This window comes from Martinezella tropici, assembly GCF_003287875.1.
In the GTDB taxonomy this organism is placed as follows: Bacteria; Pseudomonadota; Alphaproteobacteria; order Rhizobiales; family Rhizobiaceae; genus Rhizobium; species Rhizobium tropici_C.
Map to the genome: position 1 here is coordinate 39,283 of NZ_QMKK01000043.1, position 20,362 is coordinate 59,644.

The window sequence follows — 20,362 nt, forward strand, 5'->3', positions numbered from 1 at the left end:
GCTGCCCCGCTCCTATGATTCGGTTGCGCCACATGTCGCAGCCGCAGCAACGCTTTGATTCATCAACTATATGAATGCTGTATGACAGTTGTCTGACGGCGCCCTGAAACGCCGTCAGATGTCTGTAGCCCGTCAGGCGGCCTTGGAGCGCTTGGCTTCGCGCTTGCGCAGGATATCCGGCGCAGTGGCCTCGAGCGAAAGCGACTCGATCGCCTCATCGAGCGACATGGACGTCTGAAGCTGGCTGCCGAGGCGGCGGATATTGACCGAACGTTCTTCGGCTTCCTTCTTGCCGCAGACGATAATGACAGGCACCTTCGTGACCGAATGCTCGCGGATCTTGTAGTTGATCTTCTCGTTGCGGAAGTCGGTCTCGACCGTGAGACCGGCATCGCGCAGCGATTCCGCCACCTCTTCGCCATAGGCATCGGCTTCGGAGGTGATGGTCGCGACGACGACCTGCAGCGGCGAGACCCAGAGCGGCATGTGGCCGGCAAAGTTCTCGATCAGGATGCCGAGGAAACGCTCCATCGAGCCGCAGATGGCGCGATGGATCATGACCGGCTGCGTCTTTTCGGAGTGCTGGTCGATGTAGAACGCACCGAAGCGCTCCGGCAGGTTGAAGTCGACCTGCGTCGTGCCGCACTGCCATTCACGGCCGATGGCGTCCTTGAGCGTATATTCGAACTTCGGACCATAGAAAGCACCCTCGCCCGGCAGAATGCCGGTCTTGATGCGTCCTTCGGATTGCGCCTCGATCGTTTTCAGCACGTCCATCATCACGCTTTCGGCGCGATCCCAGAGCTCGTCCGAACCAACGCGCTTGTCGGGGCGGGTCGAAAGCTTGACGACGATCTCCTTGAAGCCGAAGTCCTCATAGACCGACAGGATGAGATCGTTGATCTTCAGGCACTCGGCCGCCATCTGCTCGTCGGTGCAGAAGATGTGCGCATCGTCCTGCGTGAAGCCGCGCACGCGCATCAAACCATGCAGCGCGCCCGAGGGCTCGTAGCGATGTACGGCACCGAATTCCGCAAAGCGGATCGGCAGTTCGCGGTAAGACTTCAAGCCATGCTTGAAGATCTGGATGTGGCCCGGGCAGTTCATCGGCTTCAATGCGAAGACGCGATCGTCGTCGGTATCGTCGCCGGCGACAGTGACCTTGAACATGTTGTCGCGATACCAGCCCCAGTGGCCCGAGGTCTCCCAAAGCGACTTGTCGAGCACCTGCGGCGCGTTGACTTCCTGGTAGTCGCCCTGCAGCCGCCGGCGCATATAGGACACCAGCGTCTGGAACATGCGCCAGCCCTTGCCGTGCCAGAAGACGACGCCAGGGCCTTCTTCCTGGAAATGGAACAGGTCCATTTCGCGGCCAAGACGGCGATGGTCGCGCTTTTCGGCTTCGGCAAGAATGTGCAGGTAGTTATCGAGATCCGCCTGCTCGGCAAACGCCGTGCCATAAATGCGGGTCAGCATCGGATTGTTGCTGTCGCCACGCCAATAAGCGCCGGCAACCTTCATCAGTTTGAAGGCATTGCCGATCTGGCCAGTCGAGGCCATGTGCGGACCGCGGCAGAGATCGAACCAATCGCCCTGGTAATAGATCTTCAGATCCTGACCTTCGGGAATGGCATCGACCAGCTCCACCTTGTAGTTCTCGCCCTTGGCGGCAAAGACTTCCCTCGCCTTCTCGCGCGACCAGATTTCCTTGGTGAACGGCTTGTTGCGCTGGATGATCTCGCGCATCCGCTTTTCGATCACAGGCAGATCATCGGGCGTGAACGGCTCGTTCTTGGCGAAATCGTAGTAGAAGCCGTTTTCAATGACCGGACCGATCGTCACCTGCGTTCCCGGCCAAAGCTCCTGTACGGCTTCGGCAAGCACGTGTGCGGCATCGTGGCGGATGAGTTCCAGCGCCCGATCGTCCGAGCGGGTGATGATCTCGATCTTGCCGTCCGACACCGGATCGGAAAGGTCGCGGACGGTGCCGTCAAGCGCAATGGCGACAGCCTTCTTGGCCAGCGACTTGGAAATGGATTCGGCGACATCGCGACCGGTCGTGCCGGCAGCGAAGCTGCGCACGGAACCATCGGGAAATGTCAGGGAAACGGATTGGGACATCGATATTCTCCTTGTCCAGTCCCGCCAACGAATGCGGGTGGTTTCGAAAGATACGGACTAAGTAAATACGTACTTATGTCCGCGCGCCTGATAGCTGTATTTCGTGATCTAGTAAAGAAAAAGCGGCGTCAGCGGCGGATCATCTCGGCCAAACCGCGTACCGTGTTCCAATTCCGCATCGTTCCGATGCCGAGTCGCCTTGTCGTCAGGGCCGGCAACATTTTGGTTTCGCTGGCCTTGAGGCCGAAATCGATCCACAGGTCGCCGTCGACGACTGCCATGCGCTCGCCTCGACGGTATTTCGCAAGCGTGTCGAGGATTTCCGATCCGAGCGGCTGCCGCATGACGCGAACGATGACCTCACTGCCGATCCCGTCGACGAATGGATTGCCGTCCGCAAGCTTCAGCCATGTCTCGACGCCGCGGGCGATGATATCGACATGCTTGCCAAAAACAGCGGCAAAGCCGGCTTCGAGCTGCGCCTCGACGGACGCGACCGGCTGCTCTTCCGCTTCGAAAACGAGATTGCCGGTTGCCACCAGCGTGCGGACGTTACGAAAGCCGAGCCCTTCAGCCATCGTCTTGAGATCACTCATGACCACCCGGCGGCCCGGCCCAAGAACGATGCTGTGCAGCAGCGCGACGTAGACCGCCATACAGTCAGGCAGCCTTTCGGCCGAGGCGGAAATAACGCCAGGGTGTCCACCAATGATAGCGGCGCTCCAGTTCGCCGGGCACTGGATCAAGCCCGCTCGTGCCTCCTGGCCCGCAGCGCGCCACACGAAACAGCGTCATCCAGCCGCCTGCCCAAAGGCCGTGGCGGGCGACCGCCTCATAACCATATTCCGAACAGGTCGGGATGTGGCGGCACGAGTTGCCGATGAAGCCTGAAAGCGTCAGTTGATACAGACGAATGAGCCCCATGCCGAAGAGCCGGTCCGGTGTTTTGCGGAAGGGACCGGTATAATTGCGCGATTTAATCACCCTGTCTGCAGCCAGCGACGGATCCCGCCGCGCTCGCCGGGAGGGAGCAGCACCGCCCTCGTCTTGATCGTCGTCCTGCATGAGGCAGAATTGGCACATGGTCAGCACTCGCTCAGACGGCTTCGGCTGTCTTGGCGCTTCCGCCCTCGCGCGCCGCCTCGATCTGCCCGATCGCATCGACCACGGCATCGAAAGTCAGCATGGTCGAGGCATGGCGGGCTTTGTAGTCCCTGACAGGCTTGAGATAGCGCATGTCCTCGAACCGCCCGCTCGGTCCCTCGCCGTCAGCCTTGAGCATCGCAAGCATGTCTTCACGAGCCTTGCGAATTTCGTCAGCCGAAGCGCCGACGACATGGCGAGCCATGACCGAGGACGATGCCTGGCCAAGCGCGCAGGCCTTGACGTCGTGGGCAAAATCGGTCACGACATCGCCGTCCATTTTCAGCCAGATTTTTACGCGAGAACCGCACAGTCTGGAATGGGCTTGGGCAATGGCATCGGCGTCAGGAAGACTGCCGATACGGCCGATATTGCCGGCAAACTCCAGGATTTTGCTGTTGTAGATGTCGTCCATCACAGATTCTGCTCCGATGCACCCGTTAGAGCATGATTTAGCATCATGCTCTATTTTATTCGATTCTAGAGCAGATTGAGATTTCAGGTCGAGCAGACCTAAAATCATCAAGGCTCTAATGTTTCGTAACAAAAAACACAGCGTGTCCGTTTAGGACACTTTCACAGGGACAATGCCATACTATATGTATGTCGTTCGAAGACCATCGAAATGCAATGGTCTTCTGTAAGTTTGATGGGAAACCGTGCAGGACGGCAGGCTTGTCCGCCAGCCAGAACGCCCCGGAGCCCGCCAAAGGTACGTAAGCCCCTTATGTGGGGCCCCTTATATGGGAAATGCCAGTGGCGAGTCCGACAAAATGATATCCGCGTAGCGGGTCAGGAGATCCACAGGTAATGGACGCCATTGTAAAGAACTTTCCGCAAGTCGTTGATTCCGAACGTCCGACGCAGAAGGAAGCCGAGGACGCAGTTCGCGTTCTGTTGCGCTGGGCCGGCGACGATCCGCAGCGCGAAGGCCTGCTTGATACGCCCGCGCGCGTCGCGAAGGCTTATCGCGAACTTTTCGCTGGCTACGACATGAATCCCGAAGACGTGCTCGGTCGAACCTTCGAAGAGGTTTCTGGCTATGACGACATCGTCCTCGTGCGTGACATTCCGTTTTTCTCCCATTGCGAACACCACATGGTGCCGATCATCGGCAAGGCGCATGTCGCCTATCTGCCGAACGGCCGCGTTCTCGGTCTTTCCAAGATCGCGCGCGTCGTCGATATATTCGGTCGCCGCCTGCAAACGCAGGAAGCCATGACCGCCCAGATCGCCAATGCGATCGATGACACGCTGCGTCCGCGCGGCGTTGCGGTGATGATTGACGCAGAGCATATGTGCATGGCCATGCGCGGCGTGCAAAAGCAAGGCTCCTCGACATTGACGATGACCTTCACGGGCGCCTTCAAGGCCGATCCGGCCGAGCAGGCCCGTTTCATGTCTTTGGTCCGGGGTCGCTGACCGGGCTTCAACGAAAGAGCCGGAGATGAATCTGATTTTCAACGCTCCCTCCGAAGATAAATCCGAGTTGGAGGATGCAGGCGATTTCACACCTCGTTTCGACGATCGCGGCCTGATCACCGCGATCGTGACCGATGTGCATGACGGCGAACTCCTCATGGTCGCCCATATGAATGCCGAGGCGCTCGCCCTGACGATCAAGACGGGTACGGCGCATTATTTCAGCCGGTCACGTGGAAAAATCTGGAAAAAGGGCGAAACCTCGGGAAACCTTCAGACGGTGAAGGAAATCCGAACGGATTGCGATCAGGACGCCATCTGGCTGAAAGTGGAGGTCGCCGGACATGACGCGACGTGCCATACTGGGCGGCGTTCCTGCTTCTATCGAACGGTTGAGCTTGAAGATGGCAAGCCCGTGTTGAACGTGGTCGACGATCATCTGCATTTCGATCCGGAAGAAGTCTACAAGCAGTAGACCCAAAGGCGAAACGATCGGTGATGCCACAACCGATATACGATTTGGAAACGAAAAAGGGACAGTATTTTAGCGGAGGCACCTGGGGCCTCGAAGGAGGCTTCAAATGCTGAATTGGGGGTTGAATCGTCATAACGGCGGACAGAACTTGACCGGTTCAAGCCTCTCGCAGGATACCTCCAATCCGCTTCTCCCTCCCGCACCACCCAAGAAAGTCAAGATCGCCCTGGCGCTTGGCGGCGGTGCCGCGCGCGGCTGGGCTCATATCGGCGTTCTGCGCGCGCTCGACGAGGCAGGTATCGAAGTCGGCATGATCGCCGGCACCTCGATCGGCGCCCTGGTCGGCGGCTGCTATCTCGCCGGCAAGCTCGATGAGCTCGAAGCCTTTGCCCGCTCTTTGACGATGCGCCGCATCGCCAGCCTTCTCGATCTGACCATCGGCGGCAGTGGGCTGTTCGGCGGAATGCGGTTGACCAAGCGCATGCAGGAGCATTTGGAAGGCCTCTCCGTTGAGGATTTGGACCGTCCCTTTGTCGCCGTCGCCTCGGAATTGAATACCGGCCATGAAGTCTGGATTGCCAATGGCTCCCTGATCACGGCACTCAGGGCTTCCTATGCCCTTCCCGGCATTTTCGAACCGGTGCGAACCAATGGCCGTACACTGGTCGACGGCGCTCTCGTCAATCCCGTACCGGTTTCGGTATGCCGCTCGTATGAACAGCCACTCGTGGCGGCGGTCAATCTAAACTATGACCTCTTCGGTCGCTCTGCCGTGGTCAAGCACAATGTCGGCCCGTTGAGCGGCGAGTTGGTGCGGCGTGAAGACACGCCGCCCATGAAACTTGGCATGACCGGCGTCATGGTCCAGGCTTTCAATATCATCCAGGATAGAATAGCCCGGGCTCGTCTGGCCGGCGATCCGCCCGATCTTGCGCTGCATCCGCGCCTTAGCGATATCGGCCTGTCGGAATTCCATCGCGCCGGCGAGGCCATCGAACGCGGCTATGAGGAAGCTCTGGCAAGATTGCCGGAAATCCGCCGCATGCAGGAAGCATACGCGCGCTAGAGAACTCCAGGAAAAGTGCGAGGCGTTTTTCCGTCCGGAATCGCTGGAAAATAATGAGACAGAGCGGATCAGCGATTTCGTGAAAAGCTGAGCCTCTCCGCCGAGAGCGAAAGAGGCTCTATCGATACCGGACAATCCGGCCCTTCATCTTGAGGCTCAGCGCATTCATCGCCGCAAGCGACCCGATGGGTCGATTGCTCCGGGCGCCAAACCGCTCCTCACCTCACCCGGCGATATAGGCTTTGATCTGCTCTGCCTCGAGTTCGATCTCGCGGATACGCCATTTGACGACGTCGCCGATCGAGATGATGCCGGAAAGCTTGCCTTTTTCCTCGACGGGAACGTGACGGAAGCGGCGCATGGTCATCAGTTCCATCAACTCGTCGGTCGTGGTGTCTTCCTTGCAGCGATGCACTTTCGCCGTCATCATCGAGGCGATCGGCTTTTCAAGGCATTCATGGCCATGCTTGGCAACGGCATTGACGACATCCCGCTCGGTGAAGATGCCGGAAATCTTGCCGCCCGGCCCGACGACCACGATGGCGCCGATGCGATTCTCATTGAGAATCTTCGCGGCCTCGGCAACGGTCGTATTGCCGCCGGTCGTAACGACGTCGCGACCCTTGGCTTCCAGTATGGCCTTTACGGAAACTGACATTCGATCCTCCCATCTCGAAAGCATGATCAACACTTGAAGGTCCGATATGTTCCGAAATTACCCCGGAGCTCAAACCGGCGCCCTGCCCGTCGGTCGGGTCGATCTCCTCATTTCGCGACCGACGGATCGTAATGGTGCGCCTGTGTCAGTAAGAAAGCAACAGCTCATTCATCGAGTGGTAAAGCTTCCTGGGGCGCCTCGCGCGGCTGCCGGTCGAACAGCGCAAAAAGCAGGAATCCGAACAGGAAACCGCCAATATGGGCATCCCATGCCACCGGCTGCGAGCTGTCGCCGGCAAGCGTGATTCCGAAGGCGACGAGGGCGTTACCGGCAATCCACATGACGATATAGGCAACGACGGTACGGCTTCGAAGCGAGCCGAGAATGGAGAGGCGCGGATTGAGATGCGCCTCCCGCATGGAGGTCCGTCGACCGTCCATGGCGGGAAAAGCGAAGCGGCAAGCCGCACCCATGAGCGCCGAGACGACTCCGGATGCCCCTATCAGAAGCGTCTGATCACCCCAATAGAGTGCGGCATGCATGAAGGCGGACGCCGCAGACGAAAAAATCCAGAAAATGACGTAACGCGAGGTTCCGATGCGCCGCGCCACGGGAGCTGCAAAAACCATCAGCCACAGACTATTGAAGACGATGTGCTCGACCCCGCCATGCAGCAGCGAATAGGTGACTGGCGTCCAGAGCCATTCCAGGCCTTGCTGCGACAGGGGAAAGGCGTAGCGCACCGGAATGAAGCTGAAGGTGAAATAAATCCAGTTCAGCGTATCGTCCGACCACCACGGCAGGTTCATGATCGCGAAAACGATGATCAGGATGACCAGGCTTGCCAGAATGACGGGAGGCAGATTGAAAGCAGGAGCGCGTTGACGCGGCCGCGGATCTTCCGGCTCTTGGCGCGGCAGCTGTTCATCATCCATGTCTTGCTCGGCTTTCTATGAAGGTCATCGACACATAGCGCAGCGAAAATCAAAAAAAAAGCCGCCCAACAAAGGCGGGCGGCGTATCGGGCACTTCTTCCGGAATTGACCTTGAGGCCGGCCCGGGACCCGTGAAGTTCGTGCTGAAGGTCACTTCGTGAAGTGATGAGCAATTCCTTTCATTTGCTACCGCGAAAGGCAATCGAAACCATTCGTTAACCCTAACGACCCGGTCTTGGCATGGAATTCGCAACGCCGGAGTTGGAGGCAATGAATGCCTGGGCAATTGAATTGAAATGGGACACGGACGCGAGATGCGCCAGAAGACGAGCATCGACATATTTACTTATTGGGAACAGATACGCGGCAGCGCGGATGCCCCCTTGCGCAATTTGATACAGCCCTCGGCGGTCAGCCATATTCTTCCGGAACTGTTCATCATGGAAAACACCGTGGACGACAATCCGCGTTTCCGGCTTGCGGGTACGGCGATCTGCAATCTCATGGGCCGCGAGATTCGCGGCGAAGACTTCGCGGCGCTATGGGCCGGCAGCCAGCAGGACGATCCGGTGCGCATTGCCGCCGGCGTGATGAGACATGTCATTCCAGCCGCTATCCATGCCACCGGCTATTGCATCAGCGGCCGCAGCATGACCTTCGAAATGATATTGATGCCGGTACGGTCATCCAGCGATATTTGCGACAGGCTGCTGGGGTGTCTGACGCCCACCGTTCATTCGACATGGCTCGGCAATGAGCGTCTGGAATTTCTGGCGCTTGATCGCAGCCGCCTGCTCTATGAGCGCCCGGCACGGCTCGTGGCCTCTCCTCCCCATCCCGATCCGACGGATCTTCTGCCGCTTCAGGGAAGCGCAAGCCTTGGAGATTGGATGCGTCGAAAGCTCAATCAAGCAAAGAATAGCCGCGATCGTGCCGGAATTGATCCGGGACGGGACAGAATCGGCCGTCGCCCTTGAGTTATACCTTGGAAAAGACAACCTTACTTTAAGGAGTCGCGGCTAATAGTTGAGAGAGACGCAATAGGATTCAAGACGCTTCCATGCACTCGTTCCAACCGGCCCAAGCGACGCGGCCCAACCAGTTGGCAGGCAACGCCGTCCGCGGTGAGCAACGGACCTTCCAGCGGGTTCCGATCAACATGCAGGGCCGCCTGATGCTGGCCAACTACGAGGAATTCGAGTGCCTGGTGACGGAAATGTCGCCGGGCGATCTCTATGTCACCTGCGCGGGACGTCCGCGCGCCGACGAGCGGGTCATCGCCTACATCGACCATCTTGGCCGCGTCGAAGGCAATGTCGTCGCGGTTGACGGCCGTGGTTTCAGCATGTCGATCAACGCCACCGAGCGGAAGCGCGAGAAGCTTGCCGCTCAACTGACCTGGCTTGCCAACAAGCATGAGCTTGGCCTGCCGGAAGACCGCCGTCACGACCGCCTGACGCCGCGTGATGCGCGCAGCGCACTTACCCTCGATGACGGCACGCAATATGTCTGCCGTATCATGGACCTCTCGCTTTCGGGCGCAGCCGTCGACGTCGAGATACGTCCGGCAATCGGAACGCCGGTTCGTCTCGGCAACATGCGTGGCCGCGTGGTGCGTCATTTCATGGAGGGCGTGGCGATCGAGTTCCTCTCCCTGCAGTCGCGGGAAACCTTGCGCGAATTTCTCTGATACCGTCATCTTCCTGTCACGCCGCGTCGCGAAACAGCGACGCCTGTCCTTCCTCGATCGCGTGGCGGCAAGATGCTCTACCCGGACACAACTCCCTTCGATGAAGGCCTGCTTGACGTCGGCGACGGTCAGCGGATTCATTGGAAGCTATCGGGCAATCCCGAAGGTGTTCCCGTGCTCATCCTGCACGGCGGCCCGGGATCCGGCAGTTCCGCCGGAACGAGACGCTATTTCGACCCGCAATACTACCGGATCATTCAGTTCGACCAACGCGGCTGCGGCGGCAGTCTCCCGCATGCATCGGAACCGGCGATCGATCTCTCGGCCAACACCACATGGCATTCCGTTGCCGATATCGAGCAGTTGCGGTCGAAGCTCGGTGTGGAGCGCTGGATCGTCTTCGGCAATTCCTGGGGCTGCACGCTGGCGCTGATCTATGCTGAAACCCATCCGCATCGGGTCGAAGCCTTGCTGCTTGTTGGAATAACGATGACGAGGCAGTCCGAAATAGATTGGCTTTATCGCGGACTTGGCCGTTTCTTTCCGCAGGAATGGGCGCGCTTTCGGGCTGCGGTGCCAGAAGAGGATCGCGACGGCGATCTGGTGGCCGCCTACTATACCCTTCTATACGATCCGGATCCCGCAATCTATGTAAAGGCCGCCAGGGACTGGCATGAATGGGAGGCAGCCTCGATCCTGGTCGATCCCCGTGTGACCCTGTCGCCGCGCTGGTCCGATCCGCGCTATCTGACTGCGCGAGCGCGGATCATCACTCACTATTTCCACCATCTGGCGTGGCTTGAGGACCGCCAGATCCTGCGCGATATCCGTCGGCTTGCCGGCATCCCCTGTACGATGATTCAGGGACGGCTGGATCTGGAGGCGCCTCTCGTTACTGCCTGGGAATTGTCGCAGGCCTGGCCGGAAGCGAATCTCGTGATCGTCGCGAATGCTGCCCACTCGCCTGCAGTCGCCGAAATGGCCACTGCGATCACTCGCGCAGCCGATGGGCTTCGCCGCGATACCAAGCGATGAAAATCAGAAATATTTTTAAGCCGGCTTTCTCAAAATGGGACACGTCCGACCACAAACGGCGGTTTTCACCGCCGCGAGAGAGCGTCTGCGCGATTGCCATGTTTCGTTGTGGCACGCTTTCCGCCGAAAATGGTCGCCCGACGTTAAGAAATCCGTTTCGGGAAGTCCTTTCAGCGCAGCACGATGCGGGATTTCGCCTCCCCTATCCAATACCGAAATCACTCAAATTTTAATCGAATTTTCCGCGAAGTTGAATCAAGTTTTTTGCGTGTTTTATGAAAGTTTGATCCAGATTTGAATAAACTAAGTCCTTAATTTAACTGCGTAATTTTGCGCCGGATAAAAACATGCGTGTCATTCTGATCCCAATAAAAACAGGGACAGGGACATGAACTTTCAATTTGCAATTCGCGGCTGCGCCGCATTGATATTCGCCACTCTTGGCTTCTTCGGTCTCGCTCAGGCCGCGCCCGCCAACATGACGATCACCGGCGATGCGGCTCCGCCGATCGGCCACTATGAGTTCTGCAAGGAGAATCCGCGGGAATGCGTCTATGCCGGTGGCGATGCTGGTCCGATCATCCTCAACCAGGACAACTGGAAGACGATCCTGAAGGTCAACTACACCGTCAACACGACGATCAAGCCAGTGACCGATATGGAACTCTACGGTGTCGAAGAGAAATGGGCGATCCCGACGACTGCCGGCGACTGCGAGGATTTCGCACTGCTGAAGCGCAAGCAGCTGATCGATGCCGGCTTCTCGCCCTCGGATCTGTTGATGACCGTGGTCCTGCAGCCGAATGGCGAAGGTCACGCCGTTCTGACGGTTCGCACCGATCGCGGCGATTTCGTGCTCGACAACATGCGCAACAAGGTGAAGCTCTGGTCCGAGACCGAATACACCTTTCTCAAGCGTCAATCCGCTGATGATCCGGCCCGTTGGGTCAAGATACAGGATGGCCGAGCTGTCGCAGTCGGCAGCTTGAAGTAGGCCTTCCGCACGCGATCGTCGGCGCCAATGGTCAAAGTCTGAGGCCCGGTCTCGTCCCCTGAATTCTGTCCAGACCGGTGCCTCTGAGCCGTTCCCACTGTCCCGGGGAACGGCTCTTTCTTATTGAGCGGCGCTCCTCGGAATGAACGCGGATAAATCCTGCGAATTTAGCCGCATCGTTAGCATGGCTGACGACCTATAATTAACCGCCGATTAACCATCATGGCGCCAATCATCGTTTCCAACGAGACTCAGCCAGTCAGTCGCCGCCCGATTTGGTCACAGGCGACGGCGGCCGGAGCGGAAGGAAACGAAGGCAACAGCATGGCTCCTCCTCTGTCATCCGTGTCAATGATTGAAGAAAGGCCGCTGGTTTCAAGCGGTTTCGTCTATCGGCTCACGGCCGGTGTTGCCGTCCTGGCTGCTCTTACCGTTGCCATCTCCGTCGGTGGTCACTGGCTTGGTGAGAAAATATCCTTGGCCGGACATACGACCGATGCCAAGCCCATCTCGGTTACGATCGGCGACGATACCCTGCATTTGGCTGCGAACACGATCCGCTTCCCGAGCGAGCGCGTGGATGGCACCTCCGAGCGCGTCGACCTTTATCTGACCTGGCCGCAAATGCAGGGTTATAGCGAAGCGGATCGGCTGCGCTTCGATGATATCTCCCAGTCGTCGTCGCTGATCTTCCTGCAGGTCAGCCAGAGCACGATGTCTCGTGACATGTCGGGCAGGCTGGAGCCGATCTATTCGCAATTGATGGATGGTACCGCCTATGCCGGTCCCTTCGGTCTCATCGCACATCGGCTGCGCGCGGATGCCGGCTATAATGGCGAAGTGCTTCTGACCGCGCCGCGTCCCGGTGATACCGATTATGTCGTGCGCTGCCTCCTTCCCGCCTCCCCGGCGCTGGCAACGAGCGGAGACTGCCAGCGGGATGTCAAGCTGGGCAAGGATTTGAGCGTTCTTTATCGCTTTTCCAGCAATCAGCTTGGGGATTGGCGCGCCATGGACGCCGCCGTCCAGAATTTCATCAGAGCACGCCTTGTCGATAAGGCCGACCCCACGACAACAGCCGCAGCCGGCCGCTAAAATGGCGCAAAAACTTGAAACCAACTGTTCATCATAAACCGATTGGTAACGCTAAGCTCCTACTGTCGAACGCAACGGGCGTTCATGGAGGCGGCGACCGGATCATCGAGAATGTAAATGCAAGCAGAGAGTAATTTAGTGTCCAGATCAATTCTTTCCGTTTCGTCGTCTCAAACCGGTAAGATTCTGGCGAGAGCGCTTCTTGGCTTTTCGATCGTGACGGCCACGGTCACCGTGACAGTCGAGGCGAATGCCGCCGGCACGAAATATGCCGGCATCGTCATTGATGCGAATACCGGCAATGTTCTTTACAGCGAAAACGCCGATACGCTCCACTATCCCGCTTCCTTGACTAAGATGATGACCGTCTACCTGACCTTCGAGGCGCTGGAGGCCGGACGCATCACTCTCGATACTCCCGTTGTCTTTTCCAGGAATGCCGCCGCCCAGGCGCCGACGAAGCTTGGGATTGGTCCGGGCCGTTCGGTGACCGTTCGCGAGGCCATCCTCGGCATCGTCACCAAATCCGCCAATGACGCCGCCATGGCGCTTGGCGAAATGCTCGGCGGTTCGGAGGAAGGCTTTGCGCGGCTGATGAACGACAAAGCGCGCGCTCTTGGCATGACACGTACGACCTACCGCAATCCGAACGGCCTGCCCAATACCGCGCAGATGACGACAGCGCGTGATCAGGCCCGCCTTGGCGTGGCTCTGCGCGAACATTTTCCACAATATTACGGCTTCTTCTCCGAAACGAGCTTCCGTCTCGGCAACCGTGTCATTAACGGCCACAACCGTTTGATCGGCTCCGTGCGGGGTGTCGACGGTATCAAGACCGGCTACACCCGTGCGGCTGGCTATAATCTTGCAACCTCGGTGAAGATCGATGGGCGCTCTATCGTGGGCGTCGTCTTGGGTGGCGCCTCGACGCCGGCGCGCGACAATCAGATGCGCAAGCTGATCGCTGAATACCTGCCTCTCGCATCGACGAAACATATTCCTTCGAACGTTATCGCGCAGGCGCCGACCGCGGCTCCCAATGTTCAGGCTGCCAGCGCGCGCATGGCTGACATCAGCCGTGCGAAAATCAAGAACGACGAGACGGCCGAAATCACCGACGCGCATCCCTCCAGCGCGGCCGCCTTCGCAGCGGTGACGCCTCAATCCAGCAACCCGTTGCTATCGGCGAAACCCGTTCAGCGCCCCGCTTCCGAGGAAGTCGTTTCCGTGGCCGCCTCGGACGACGGCGATGAGGACGAAATCGACACCGTGACGACTGCATCGACGACCAAGGCCGATACGAAGCTGGTTAAGCTGCAGCGGGCCGAGAAGTCCGAGAAAGTCGCAAAGACAGCCAAAGCCGAGCGCGAGCCGACTGGCTGGGTCGTTCAGATCGGCGTTTCCTCGAGCAAGAGCGGCGCAAGCGAGCTACTCGATACGGCGAAGAGCAAAGGTGGCAAGGCGCTTCGCGCGGCCAAGCCTTACGCCGTCGCCTTCGATGGTGGCTATCGCGCCCGCTTCGGCGGTTTCGAAGATCAGAGTGCGGCGCTCAATGCCTGTAAAGCGCTCAAGCGTGCCGGCGTGAAGTGCTGGGCAAGCATGGAATAGGAGTGCGGACGCGATTTTCGCGCCGCATGATTTGCAGATTGGCCGGGCTTTGTGTCTCGCCCGGCTTTCCGGTCCCGAATGTCAAAACGGGCCGGCCCTGAGTTGGTAACGTGTACGGGGTTTTGAAATGGCAATGAACGAGAACTTTCCCGGTTTCTCGCTCGATAGCGGGGGCAAGATGAAACAGAAGAGCTTTGCTCTTCATCCGCTGCATGAAGCGGCGATGCGACTGGCGGACCTCGGTCTCAGCCGCTCGCGCTCGCGCAACAAGACGAAAGATCTGATCGGCATCCTGCTCTGCCACGGCGCGCGCGCCTGGCGCTATTCGCAGCCGGAAGCGCATATTCATCTGCACATCACCGCGCCAACGGGTCGTGCGCCGATCATGATGCGGCTGCGCTAAGCAGCCGCCTGGCCTACAGCAATCCGAGTTCAGAGAGCTCCCGCCGAAGATCGGCGGGCAGTTCAGCCGCAGCCCCGAGACTGTCTAGATCGCGCGGGACGTCCTCTTGCGGCAGATAACGCCAGCCCTGAAACGGACGCCGAGGCTGGCCGGTGGTTTCGATGACGCTCGGATCGAGGATGAGCCGGCAGCGATGAATGCCGTCCGCGTCGGTGAAGGTCTCGATCCCGAGAAGCTTCTGTCTTGCCTGCACCTGTCCCTTGATCACCCAATAGAGCGAGCCGCCATCCAGCAGTTCCTCGATCCGTTTCGGCACCATGCGTGTCGTATGGGTCGTATGCGGCTCCAGGCCGGCGGCAATGGCGTTCATCGCCCGCTCGGATACCCACTCGCGCAAATCCTCGATCGAATCCGCGCCGACGCACAATTTGATGAGATGCAAAGCCATGGTGCCGTTGAAGTCCTTTTGGTCGGCAGCGTCAAGCTTTTAGATGCAGGCGTCCACACTCAGCATTCCACGACATTCACAGCAAGGCCTCCGGTCGAGGTTTCTTTGTATTTTTCGCTCATGTCGTAGCCGGTCTGGCGCATGGTCTCGATGCAGGCGTCAAGCGGCACGAAATGCTGGCCGTCGCCTTTGATCGCGAGCGAGGCAGCCGTGACCGCCTTGACCGCGCCGAGGGCGTTCCGCTCGATGCAGGGCACCTGTACCAGTCCGGCGATCGGATCGCAGGTCATGCCGAGGTGATGCTCCAGCGCGATCTCGGCTGCATTCTCGATCTGCTCCGGCGTTGCTCCCATGACGGCGGCAAGTCCCGCAGCAGCCATGGCCGCCGCCGAGCCCACCTCGCCCTGACAGCCGACCTCGGCGCCGGAAATCGAGGCATTATGCTTGATGATGCCGCCGACGGCGGCTGCGGTCAGCAGGTAATTGCGAATGCCTTCCTGATCCCAGTCCTCGTGGAAATGCTGATAGTAGCGGATGGTTGCCGGGATGACGCCGGCCGCACCGTTGGTCGGCGCCGTCACCACGCGTCCGCCGGCCGCATTCTCTTCGTTGACCGCCATGGCGTAGACGCTCAGCCAGTCATTGGCGAGCAGCGGGTTGATGCGGTTGCTGCGCCATTCTTCCTGCAGCTTGTCATGAATGGCGCGCGCACGGCGGCGCACCTTCAGGCCGCCGGGCATGATGCCGTCGACCTTGAGGCCGCGATCGATACAGCTGCTCATGGCCGCCCATATGCGGTCGAGACCGGCATCCAGCTCCTCGGCGCTCATGCGCGTCTCTTCGTTGGCGCGCTTCATCTGCGCGATCGAGAGGCCGGAGCGCTCGGACATTTCGAGCATCTGCTTGGCGGTGGCAAAGGGGAAGGGAATGCGCTCGCCCGCGGCGGGTGGCTTCTTCTTGTCTGCGCGCATCTGTTCCAGTTCAGTGTCCGTGACGACGAAGCCGCCGCCTACGGAGTAGTAAATGCGCTTGAGGAGAAGGCGGTCGTCCTTGTCGAAGGCAGAGAAGCTCATGCCGTTGGCATGACCGGGAAGCGGCACCTTCTTGTCGAAGATCAGATCGGTCTTGGGCTGGAATTCATAAGCTGGGTGGCCCGGCGGCGTGATGCGCCCGCTGCGCTCGACCTCGTCGATGATGCCATCCATATGATCGGGATCGACACTGTCAGGTTTCTCGCCCATGAGGCCGAGAATGACTGCCCTGCCCGTGCCATGGCCGATACCCGTATGGGCTAGCGAACCATGCAGGCTCACCTTGATCGAGGCGATATGCACATTCGAGGACGGGCGGGGCCATTCGTTCGAAAGCACGAGGTCGAGGAAGCGATTCGCGGCCGACATCGGTCCCATCGTATGCGAGCTGGACGGTCCCACACCGATCTTGAACACATCGAAAACTGAAAGAAACATGGACCTTTTGTGCCTCCAGGCAAATCGTTTTCCGTCAAAGCTACGCTATCGGGGCAAGCTTGCACGGCGATTGGCCGACATCGTATTTCATGGCAGCGACATTACATATAGGCATTCGGGGAAGCAAACAGAAGGCCATTGCGCACCGCTCGGGCTGCGCTACAGTCGACATCGGATTGATCTGGAGAATCTGCCTTTATGACGACTGCCGACTATGTCGCCCTCGCCCTGTTCATCTTTCTCTGGGTCGCGCTGAACTGGATCACCAGCAGCGCCAGCTTCTTCAATCGCACCAGCCTGACATTAGCGATGAACGAGCGCCGACGCGATTGGATCTATAATTCATTGCGCCGTGATCTGAAAATGATCGACACCCAGATTCTCTCGGGCCTGCAAAACGGCACGGGCTTCTTTGCCTCCACCTCGATTTTTGCGATCGGCAGCTGCTTTGCACTGCTCGGCGCCACCGAAAAGATCAATGCCTTCTTTTCGGATATGCCGTTCATACTCAATGGTGGCAGGGCAGCCTTTGAAATCAAGGTAGCCGGACTTGGCTGCCTCTTCGGCTATGCCTTCTTCAAATTCGGCTGGGCCTATCGTCTGTTCAACTATTGCACCATTCTTTTCGGCTCCCTGCCGATGCGCGAGGATGCCATCCTCGATCCACTGGCTGCCGAACGCGCAGCCGAGCGCGTGGTGCGCATGAACATCATTGCCGCGCGCAACTTTAATGCCGGCCTGCGGGCAATCTTTCTCTCCATCGGCTATCTCGGCTGGTTCCTCAGCCCCTATGTCTTCATGGGCACAACCATTTTCATCATCATCGTGCTGATTCGCCGGCAGTTTTTTTCCGATGCCCGTCTGGCCATCATGGATATCGATATGCCATGACAAAGCCGCGCCGGGTCGAACCGGTGCGCAACATCTAAATTCATGCCCGGAAGGACTTCTCAATGGCCGCCATTGCCGAGAGCGCGGACACCCCTCGCAAGACGCCTCGCATCGGCATTCTGGATACGGCGCGCGGCCTCGCCCTTCTGGCCATGGCAAGCTATCATTGCACTTGGGATTTCGAGTTCTTCGGCTATCTCGATTCCGGCACGGCTGAAACGGGCTGGCTGAAGCTTTATGCCCGCGCCATCGCCAGCACCTTCCTCTTTCTGGCGGGCTTCAGCCTTGTGCTTGCCAATACGCCGGAGATTCGCTGGCGCTCCTATTGGCGACGGATGGGCATGATTGTCGCTGCAGCCGCGGCGATTTCGCTCGTCACCTTCATCGGCATGCGTGACGAATGGATATTCTTTGGCATCCTGCACAGCATCGCGGCGGCAAGTCTCGTCGGCCTGCTGTTCCTGCGGCTGCCGGCCTTCGCCACCCTTCTCATCGCGGCTCTACTGACGGTCGGCATCGTCATCGACAATGTCATCGCACCCTTATCGCTGCATTCGAGCTTTTTCGATGCGCCGTGGCTCTGGTGGGTCGGGCTCTCCGAAAATCTTCGGCGCTCGAACGACTATGTGCCGCTCTTTCCATGGCTGACGCCATTCCTGTTCGGTCTCGGCATGGCGCAATTGGCAATATCGTTCGGCTGGCTCGAGCATCTGGCGAAATTCGGCCCCGGCCGCAATCTGATCGCCCGCGCCGGCCGCCACAGCCTCATCTTCTATCTGGTCCACCAGCCCGTCCTGTTCAGCCTCGTCTATCTCCTGTCACTGGTCGTGCCGGCGCCGCCACAGGATCCGGCTGTCGGCTACATCAGGCAATGCGTCGCCTCTTGCACGCGGTCAGGCACGGAAACCATGTGCCGCAGCTTCTGCCAATGCACGCTCGACAAGTTGCAGGCCCAGGATCTCTTCAAGCCATTGCAATCCGGAGCGATCAAAGCAGATAGCGATGAACGCGTAAGCCGAATCGCGATACAATGCACGGATGAAGCGCAATGACAGGGTTATTCCATGAATGCCTATCGTTCGAAGTCGCTGAATTTTCCGTGGCCGCCGCTGCTCTATAGCCTTGCCGTCATTGCAGCGCTTTGCCTTCAACGGTGGTATCCGTTGCCCTTGCCCTTCATCTGGGCGCTCATCTCATGGGTCGTCGGCGCCCTTCTCACTGCCTTTGCGGTGACGCTGAATGTCTGGGCCGTCAAGACGCTGGTGGAAAGACGAACCACTGTCCTGACGCAACGGTGCAGCGCGCATCTCGTCACCACAGGCCCATTTCGCTTCACCCGCAACCCGACCTATCTCGGTTATACCTTGCTGACGACGGGGCTGGGCATGATGATCGGTAATTTATGGTTTGTGGCGATGGCGGCCGTGGCAGCCGCTTTGACGACATTGCTCGTTATCCGCTGCGAAGAGATGCATCTCCTCTCGCGCTTCGGCTGCGAATTCGAATTTTACTGCAAACGCACGCGTCGCTGGCTATAGGGCGCTTGGCGGTGAGCCCGCGCTCAAGTCCCGACGCCGATTTCGGCAAGGCGTCCGAGACAGGCTTCCTCGACATTGTCGAGTTCGCTCAGCGTATCATCGATATCCTTGCGCTTCTGGCGCAGTTCGTCGCGCTTTTCATCGACACGTTTCATCAGCAGCTTCAGCTGACCGATCTCGCCCGGCGGTTCCTTGTAGACCTGAATGATCTCGCGGATTTCGGCGATGGTGAAACCGATGCGGCGGCCGCGGAGGATTTCGGCAATGAGGCGCCGGTCGGCGGGCCGGAACAGGCGCGTGCGCCCCTTGCGCTCGGGATGAATAAGGCCCTCGTCCTCATAGAACCTCAAGGTTCGAGTCGAAACCCCGAATTCCCGTGTAAGCTCTGTTATGCTATAATATCCGTCGACCAAGAATCCGCCCCTATCTGCTGGCCATCATAATATTGACTTTTACGTAATAGTCAATTTTCACTGGTTTATCGCGTCTAAACCTGCCCCAAATGCAGCATAATACGTCAACTCTCAAAGCCAGGGAGGACAAAATGCCGGCTAAAATCGATAACCGCGAGGTACAGAATTAGCGGGCCTCCCCACAGACTTCGGCCCGACTCGGTATGCGGCAGTTCGAAAAGCCTCAACGTGACGATCGCGTCCTCGCGCCAGCAAACTGCGTACCGCTCGGAAGGCTCAAGCTTGTTCCACCCTCTCTTACAACTGCTTAAAATCGCTGTAAAACAATGCGATAATGGAGCAAGTTCCTAAAGACTGTGGAACTGGCGGAACGGTGGCACTGCCGCCATCTTCCCTTTATCCTGATCGTCTATCCATGTCTTTCCATCCGAGAGAGTATCGTGCCCGCCCGCTCCATCATCCGTTTTCCCGATCCGCTGCTGCGGACCGCCTGCACCCCGGTGACCGTCTTCGACGATAATCTGCGGATGCTCGTCGAAGACCTGCTGGATACGATGCGCGCCGCTCCCGGCGTCGGCATCACCGGCCCGCATATCGGAGTCCTCAGCCGAGTCGTGGTGATAGAACTCAGCCGTGAGGATGGCGTGCGCACCTATATCAATCCGGAGATTCTTTGGTTCTCGGAAGAGACCATGCGACAAACGGAAGGCAGCGTTTCCATGCCGGGAGCGACCGAAGAGGTCGTCAGGCCCAAATCGATCCGCTTCCGCTATCAGGATGTCTCAGGTGAGCTGCATGAAGCGGAAGCGAATGATTTTCTCGCCATCTGCATTCAGCACGAAATCGACCAGTTGGACGGAATCTTCTGGCTTCAACGACTTTCCAAGCTCAAGCGCGATCGCCTCGTGAAGAAATGGGAAAAAACGCAGAACTGAAGGTGCAAAACGAAACGGGCGCC

At 58.7% G+C, this 20,362-nt stretch carries 23 protein-coding genes; 14 read left to right on the forward strand and 9 right to left on the reverse strand.

Annotated features, from left to right (window positions below; all coding sequences use genetic code 11):
- Window positions 1-132: 132 nt before the first annotated feature.
- The 4 genes from thrS to DQ393_RS17980 all read right to left on the reverse strand — a co-directional run bounded on the left by thrS (window position 133) and on the right by DQ393_RS17980 (window position 3,679).
- On the reverse strand, window positions 133-2,121 hold the full coding sequence (thrS, locus tag DQ393_RS17965) for a threonine--tRNA ligase (RefSeq protein ID WP_112343107.1): 1,989 nt from the start codon (window positions 2,119-2,121) through the stop codon (window positions 133-135).
- A 128-nt stretch (window positions 2,122-2,249) separates the two neighbouring features.
- Window positions 2,250-2,777, reverse strand: a complete 528-nt coding sequence (locus tag DQ393_RS17970) for a DUF1697 domain-containing protein (RefSeq protein WP_112343108.1) — start codon at window positions 2,775-2,777, stop codon at window positions 2,250-2,252.
- A 4-nt stretch (window positions 2,778-2,781) separates the two neighbouring features.
- Window positions 2,782-3,204, reverse strand: coding sequence for a membrane protein insertion efficiency factor YidD (yidD, locus tag DQ393_RS17975; protein ID WP_112343109.1), 423 nt, complete (start codon window positions 3,202-3,204; stop codon window positions 2,782-2,784).
- A gap of 13 nt (window positions 3,205-3,217) precedes the next feature.
- On the reverse strand, window positions 3,218-3,679 hold the full coding sequence (locus tag DQ393_RS17980; protein WP_162736973.1) for an iron-sulfur cluster assembly scaffold protein: 462 nt from the start codon (window positions 3,677-3,679) through the stop codon (window positions 3,218-3,220).
- A gap of 395 nt (window positions 3,680-4,074) precedes the next feature.
- On the opposite strand from DQ393_RS17980, the gene folE reads away from it, so the two are divergent.
- From folE to DQ393_RS17995, 3 genes are all read left to right on the forward strand, one after another.
- Window positions 4,075-4,686, forward strand: coding sequence for a GTP cyclohydrolase I FolE (gene folE, locus DQ393_RS17985; RefSeq protein WP_112343111.1), 612 nt, complete (start codon window positions 4,075-4,077; stop codon window positions 4,684-4,686).
- Window positions 4,687-4,711: 25 nt separating this feature from the next.
- Window positions 4,712-5,161, forward strand: a complete 450-nt coding sequence (hisI, locus tag DQ393_RS17990) for a phosphoribosyl-AMP cyclohydrolase (RefSeq protein WP_112343112.1) — start codon at window positions 4,712-4,714, stop codon at window positions 5,159-5,161.
- Between the two features lie 106 nt (window positions 5,162-5,267).
- On the forward strand, window positions 5,268-6,227 hold the full coding sequence (locus DQ393_RS17995; protein ID WP_112343113.1) for a patatin-like phospholipase family protein: 960 nt from the start codon (window positions 5,268-5,270) through the stop codon (window positions 6,225-6,227).
- 223 nt (window positions 6,228-6,450) lie between these two features.
- Here the strand turns inward: DQ393_RS17995 and DQ393_RS18000 are convergent, their stop codons facing one another.
- Both DQ393_RS18000 and DQ393_RS18005 read right to left on the reverse strand, forming a co-directional pair.
- Window positions 6,451-6,885: a CBS domain-containing protein gene (locus DQ393_RS18000; RefSeq protein ID WP_112343114.1), complete on the reverse strand. Its 435-nt coding sequence runs from the start codon at window positions 6,883-6,885 to the stop codon at window positions 6,451-6,453.
- Window positions 6,886-7,049: 164 nt separating this feature from the next.
- Window positions 7,050-7,820 (reverse strand): rhomboid family intramembrane serine protease, encoded by a 771-nt coding sequence (locus DQ393_RS18005; protein ID WP_112343115.1) that lies wholly within the window; start codon window positions 7,818-7,820, stop codon window positions 7,050-7,052.
- A gap of 314 nt (window positions 7,821-8,134) precedes the next feature.
- Between DQ393_RS18005 and DQ393_RS18010 the strand changes: the two genes are divergently transcribed.
- The 7 genes from DQ393_RS18010 to DQ393_RS18040 all read left to right on the forward strand — a co-directional run bounded on the left by DQ393_RS18010 (window position 8,135) and on the right by DQ393_RS18040 (window position 14,645).
- The gene (locus DQ393_RS18010; RefSeq protein WP_245430396.1) at window positions 8,135-8,797 is read left to right on the forward strand and encodes a PAS domain-containing protein; all 663 of its coding nucleotides are present in this window, start codon (window positions 8,135-8,137) and stop codon (window positions 8,795-8,797) included.
- Window positions 8,798-8,880: 83 nt separating this feature from the next.
- A complete protein-coding gene (locus tag DQ393_RS18015) occupies window positions 8,881-9,510 on the forward strand; it encodes a PilZ domain-containing protein (protein WP_112343117.1) in 630 nt (209 codons plus the stop codon).
- Between the two features lie 72 nt (window positions 9,511-9,582).
- A complete protein-coding gene (gene pip / locus DQ393_RS18020; protein WP_112343118.1) occupies window positions 9,583-10,545 on the forward strand; it encodes a prolyl aminopeptidase in 963 nt (320 codons plus the stop codon).
- Window positions 10,546-10,933: 388 nt separating this feature from the next.
- On the forward strand, window positions 10,934-11,539 hold the full coding sequence (locus DQ393_RS18025; RefSeq protein WP_112343119.1) for a transglutaminase-like cysteine peptidase: 606 nt from the start codon (window positions 10,934-10,936) through the stop codon (window positions 11,537-11,539).
- A 324-nt stretch (window positions 11,540-11,863) separates the two neighbouring features.
- A complete protein-coding gene (locus tag DQ393_RS18030; RefSeq protein WP_112343178.1) occupies window positions 11,864-12,634 on the forward strand; it encodes a hypothetical protein in 771 nt (256 codons plus the stop codon).
- Window positions 12,635-12,751: 117 nt separating this feature from the next.
- A complete protein-coding gene (locus tag DQ393_RS18035; RefSeq protein WP_112343120.1) occupies window positions 12,752-14,242 on the forward strand; it encodes a D-alanyl-D-alanine carboxypeptidase in 1,491 nt (496 codons plus the stop codon).
- Window positions 14,243-14,369: 127 nt separating this feature from the next.
- Window positions 14,370-14,645 carry a hypothetical protein gene (locus DQ393_RS18040; RefSeq protein WP_075856917.1) on the forward strand — a complete coding sequence of 92 codons (276 nt, stop codon included), beginning with the start codon at window positions 14,370-14,372 and terminating at the stop codon, window positions 14,643-14,645.
- Between the two features lie 13 nt (window positions 14,646-14,658).
- Here the strand turns inward: DQ393_RS18040 and DQ393_RS18045 are convergent, their stop codons facing one another.
- Entirely contained in the window at window positions 14,659-15,093 is a 435-nt protein-coding gene (locus DQ393_RS18045; protein ID WP_112343121.1) for a DUF1489 family protein, read from the reverse strand.
- 59 nt (window positions 15,094-15,152) lie between these two features.
- On the reverse strand, window positions 15,153-16,562 hold the full coding sequence (locus DQ393_RS18050; protein ID WP_112343122.1) for an L-serine ammonia-lyase: 1,410 nt from the start codon (window positions 16,560-16,562) through the stop codon (window positions 15,153-15,155).
- Window positions 16,563-16,760: 198 nt separating this feature from the next.
- On the opposite strand from DQ393_RS18050, the gene DQ393_RS18055 reads away from it, so the two are divergent.
- The 3 genes from DQ393_RS18055 to DQ393_RS18065 all read left to right on the forward strand — a co-directional run bounded on the left by DQ393_RS18055 (window position 16,761) and on the right by DQ393_RS18065 (window position 18,991).
- Window positions 16,761-17,453 carry a DUF599 domain-containing protein gene (locus DQ393_RS18055; protein WP_112343123.1) on the forward strand — a complete coding sequence of 231 codons (693 nt, stop codon included), beginning with the start codon at window positions 16,761-16,763 and terminating at the stop codon, window positions 17,451-17,453.
- 62 nt (window positions 17,454-17,515) lie between these two features.
- Window positions 17,516-18,505: a heparan-alpha-glucosaminide N-acetyltransferase gene (locus DQ393_RS18060; RefSeq protein WP_112343124.1), complete on the forward strand. Its 990-nt coding sequence runs from the start codon at window positions 17,516-17,518 to the stop codon at window positions 18,503-18,505.
- Window positions 18,506-18,517: 12 nt separating this feature from the next.
- Complete coding sequence (locus DQ393_RS18065) at window positions 18,518-18,991, forward strand: methyltransferase family protein (RefSeq protein ID WP_112343125.1); 474 nt, start codon at window positions 18,518-18,520, stop codon at window positions 18,989-18,991.
- A gap of 23 nt (window positions 18,992-19,014) precedes the next feature.
- Here the strand turns inward: DQ393_RS18065 and DQ393_RS18070 are convergent, their stop codons facing one another.
- Window positions 19,015-19,404 carry a MerR family transcriptional regulator gene (locus DQ393_RS18070; protein WP_112343126.1) on the reverse strand — a complete coding sequence of 130 codons (390 nt, stop codon included), beginning with the start codon at window positions 19,402-19,404 and terminating at the stop codon, window positions 19,015-19,017.
- 440 nt (window positions 19,405-19,844) lie between these two features.
- Between DQ393_RS18070 and DQ393_RS18075 the strand changes: the two genes are divergently transcribed.
- Window positions 19,845-20,339, forward strand: coding sequence for a peptide deformylase (locus tag DQ393_RS18075; protein ID WP_112343179.1), 495 nt, complete (start codon window positions 19,845-19,847; stop codon window positions 20,337-20,339).
- Window positions 20,340-20,362 lie beyond the last annotated feature (23 nt).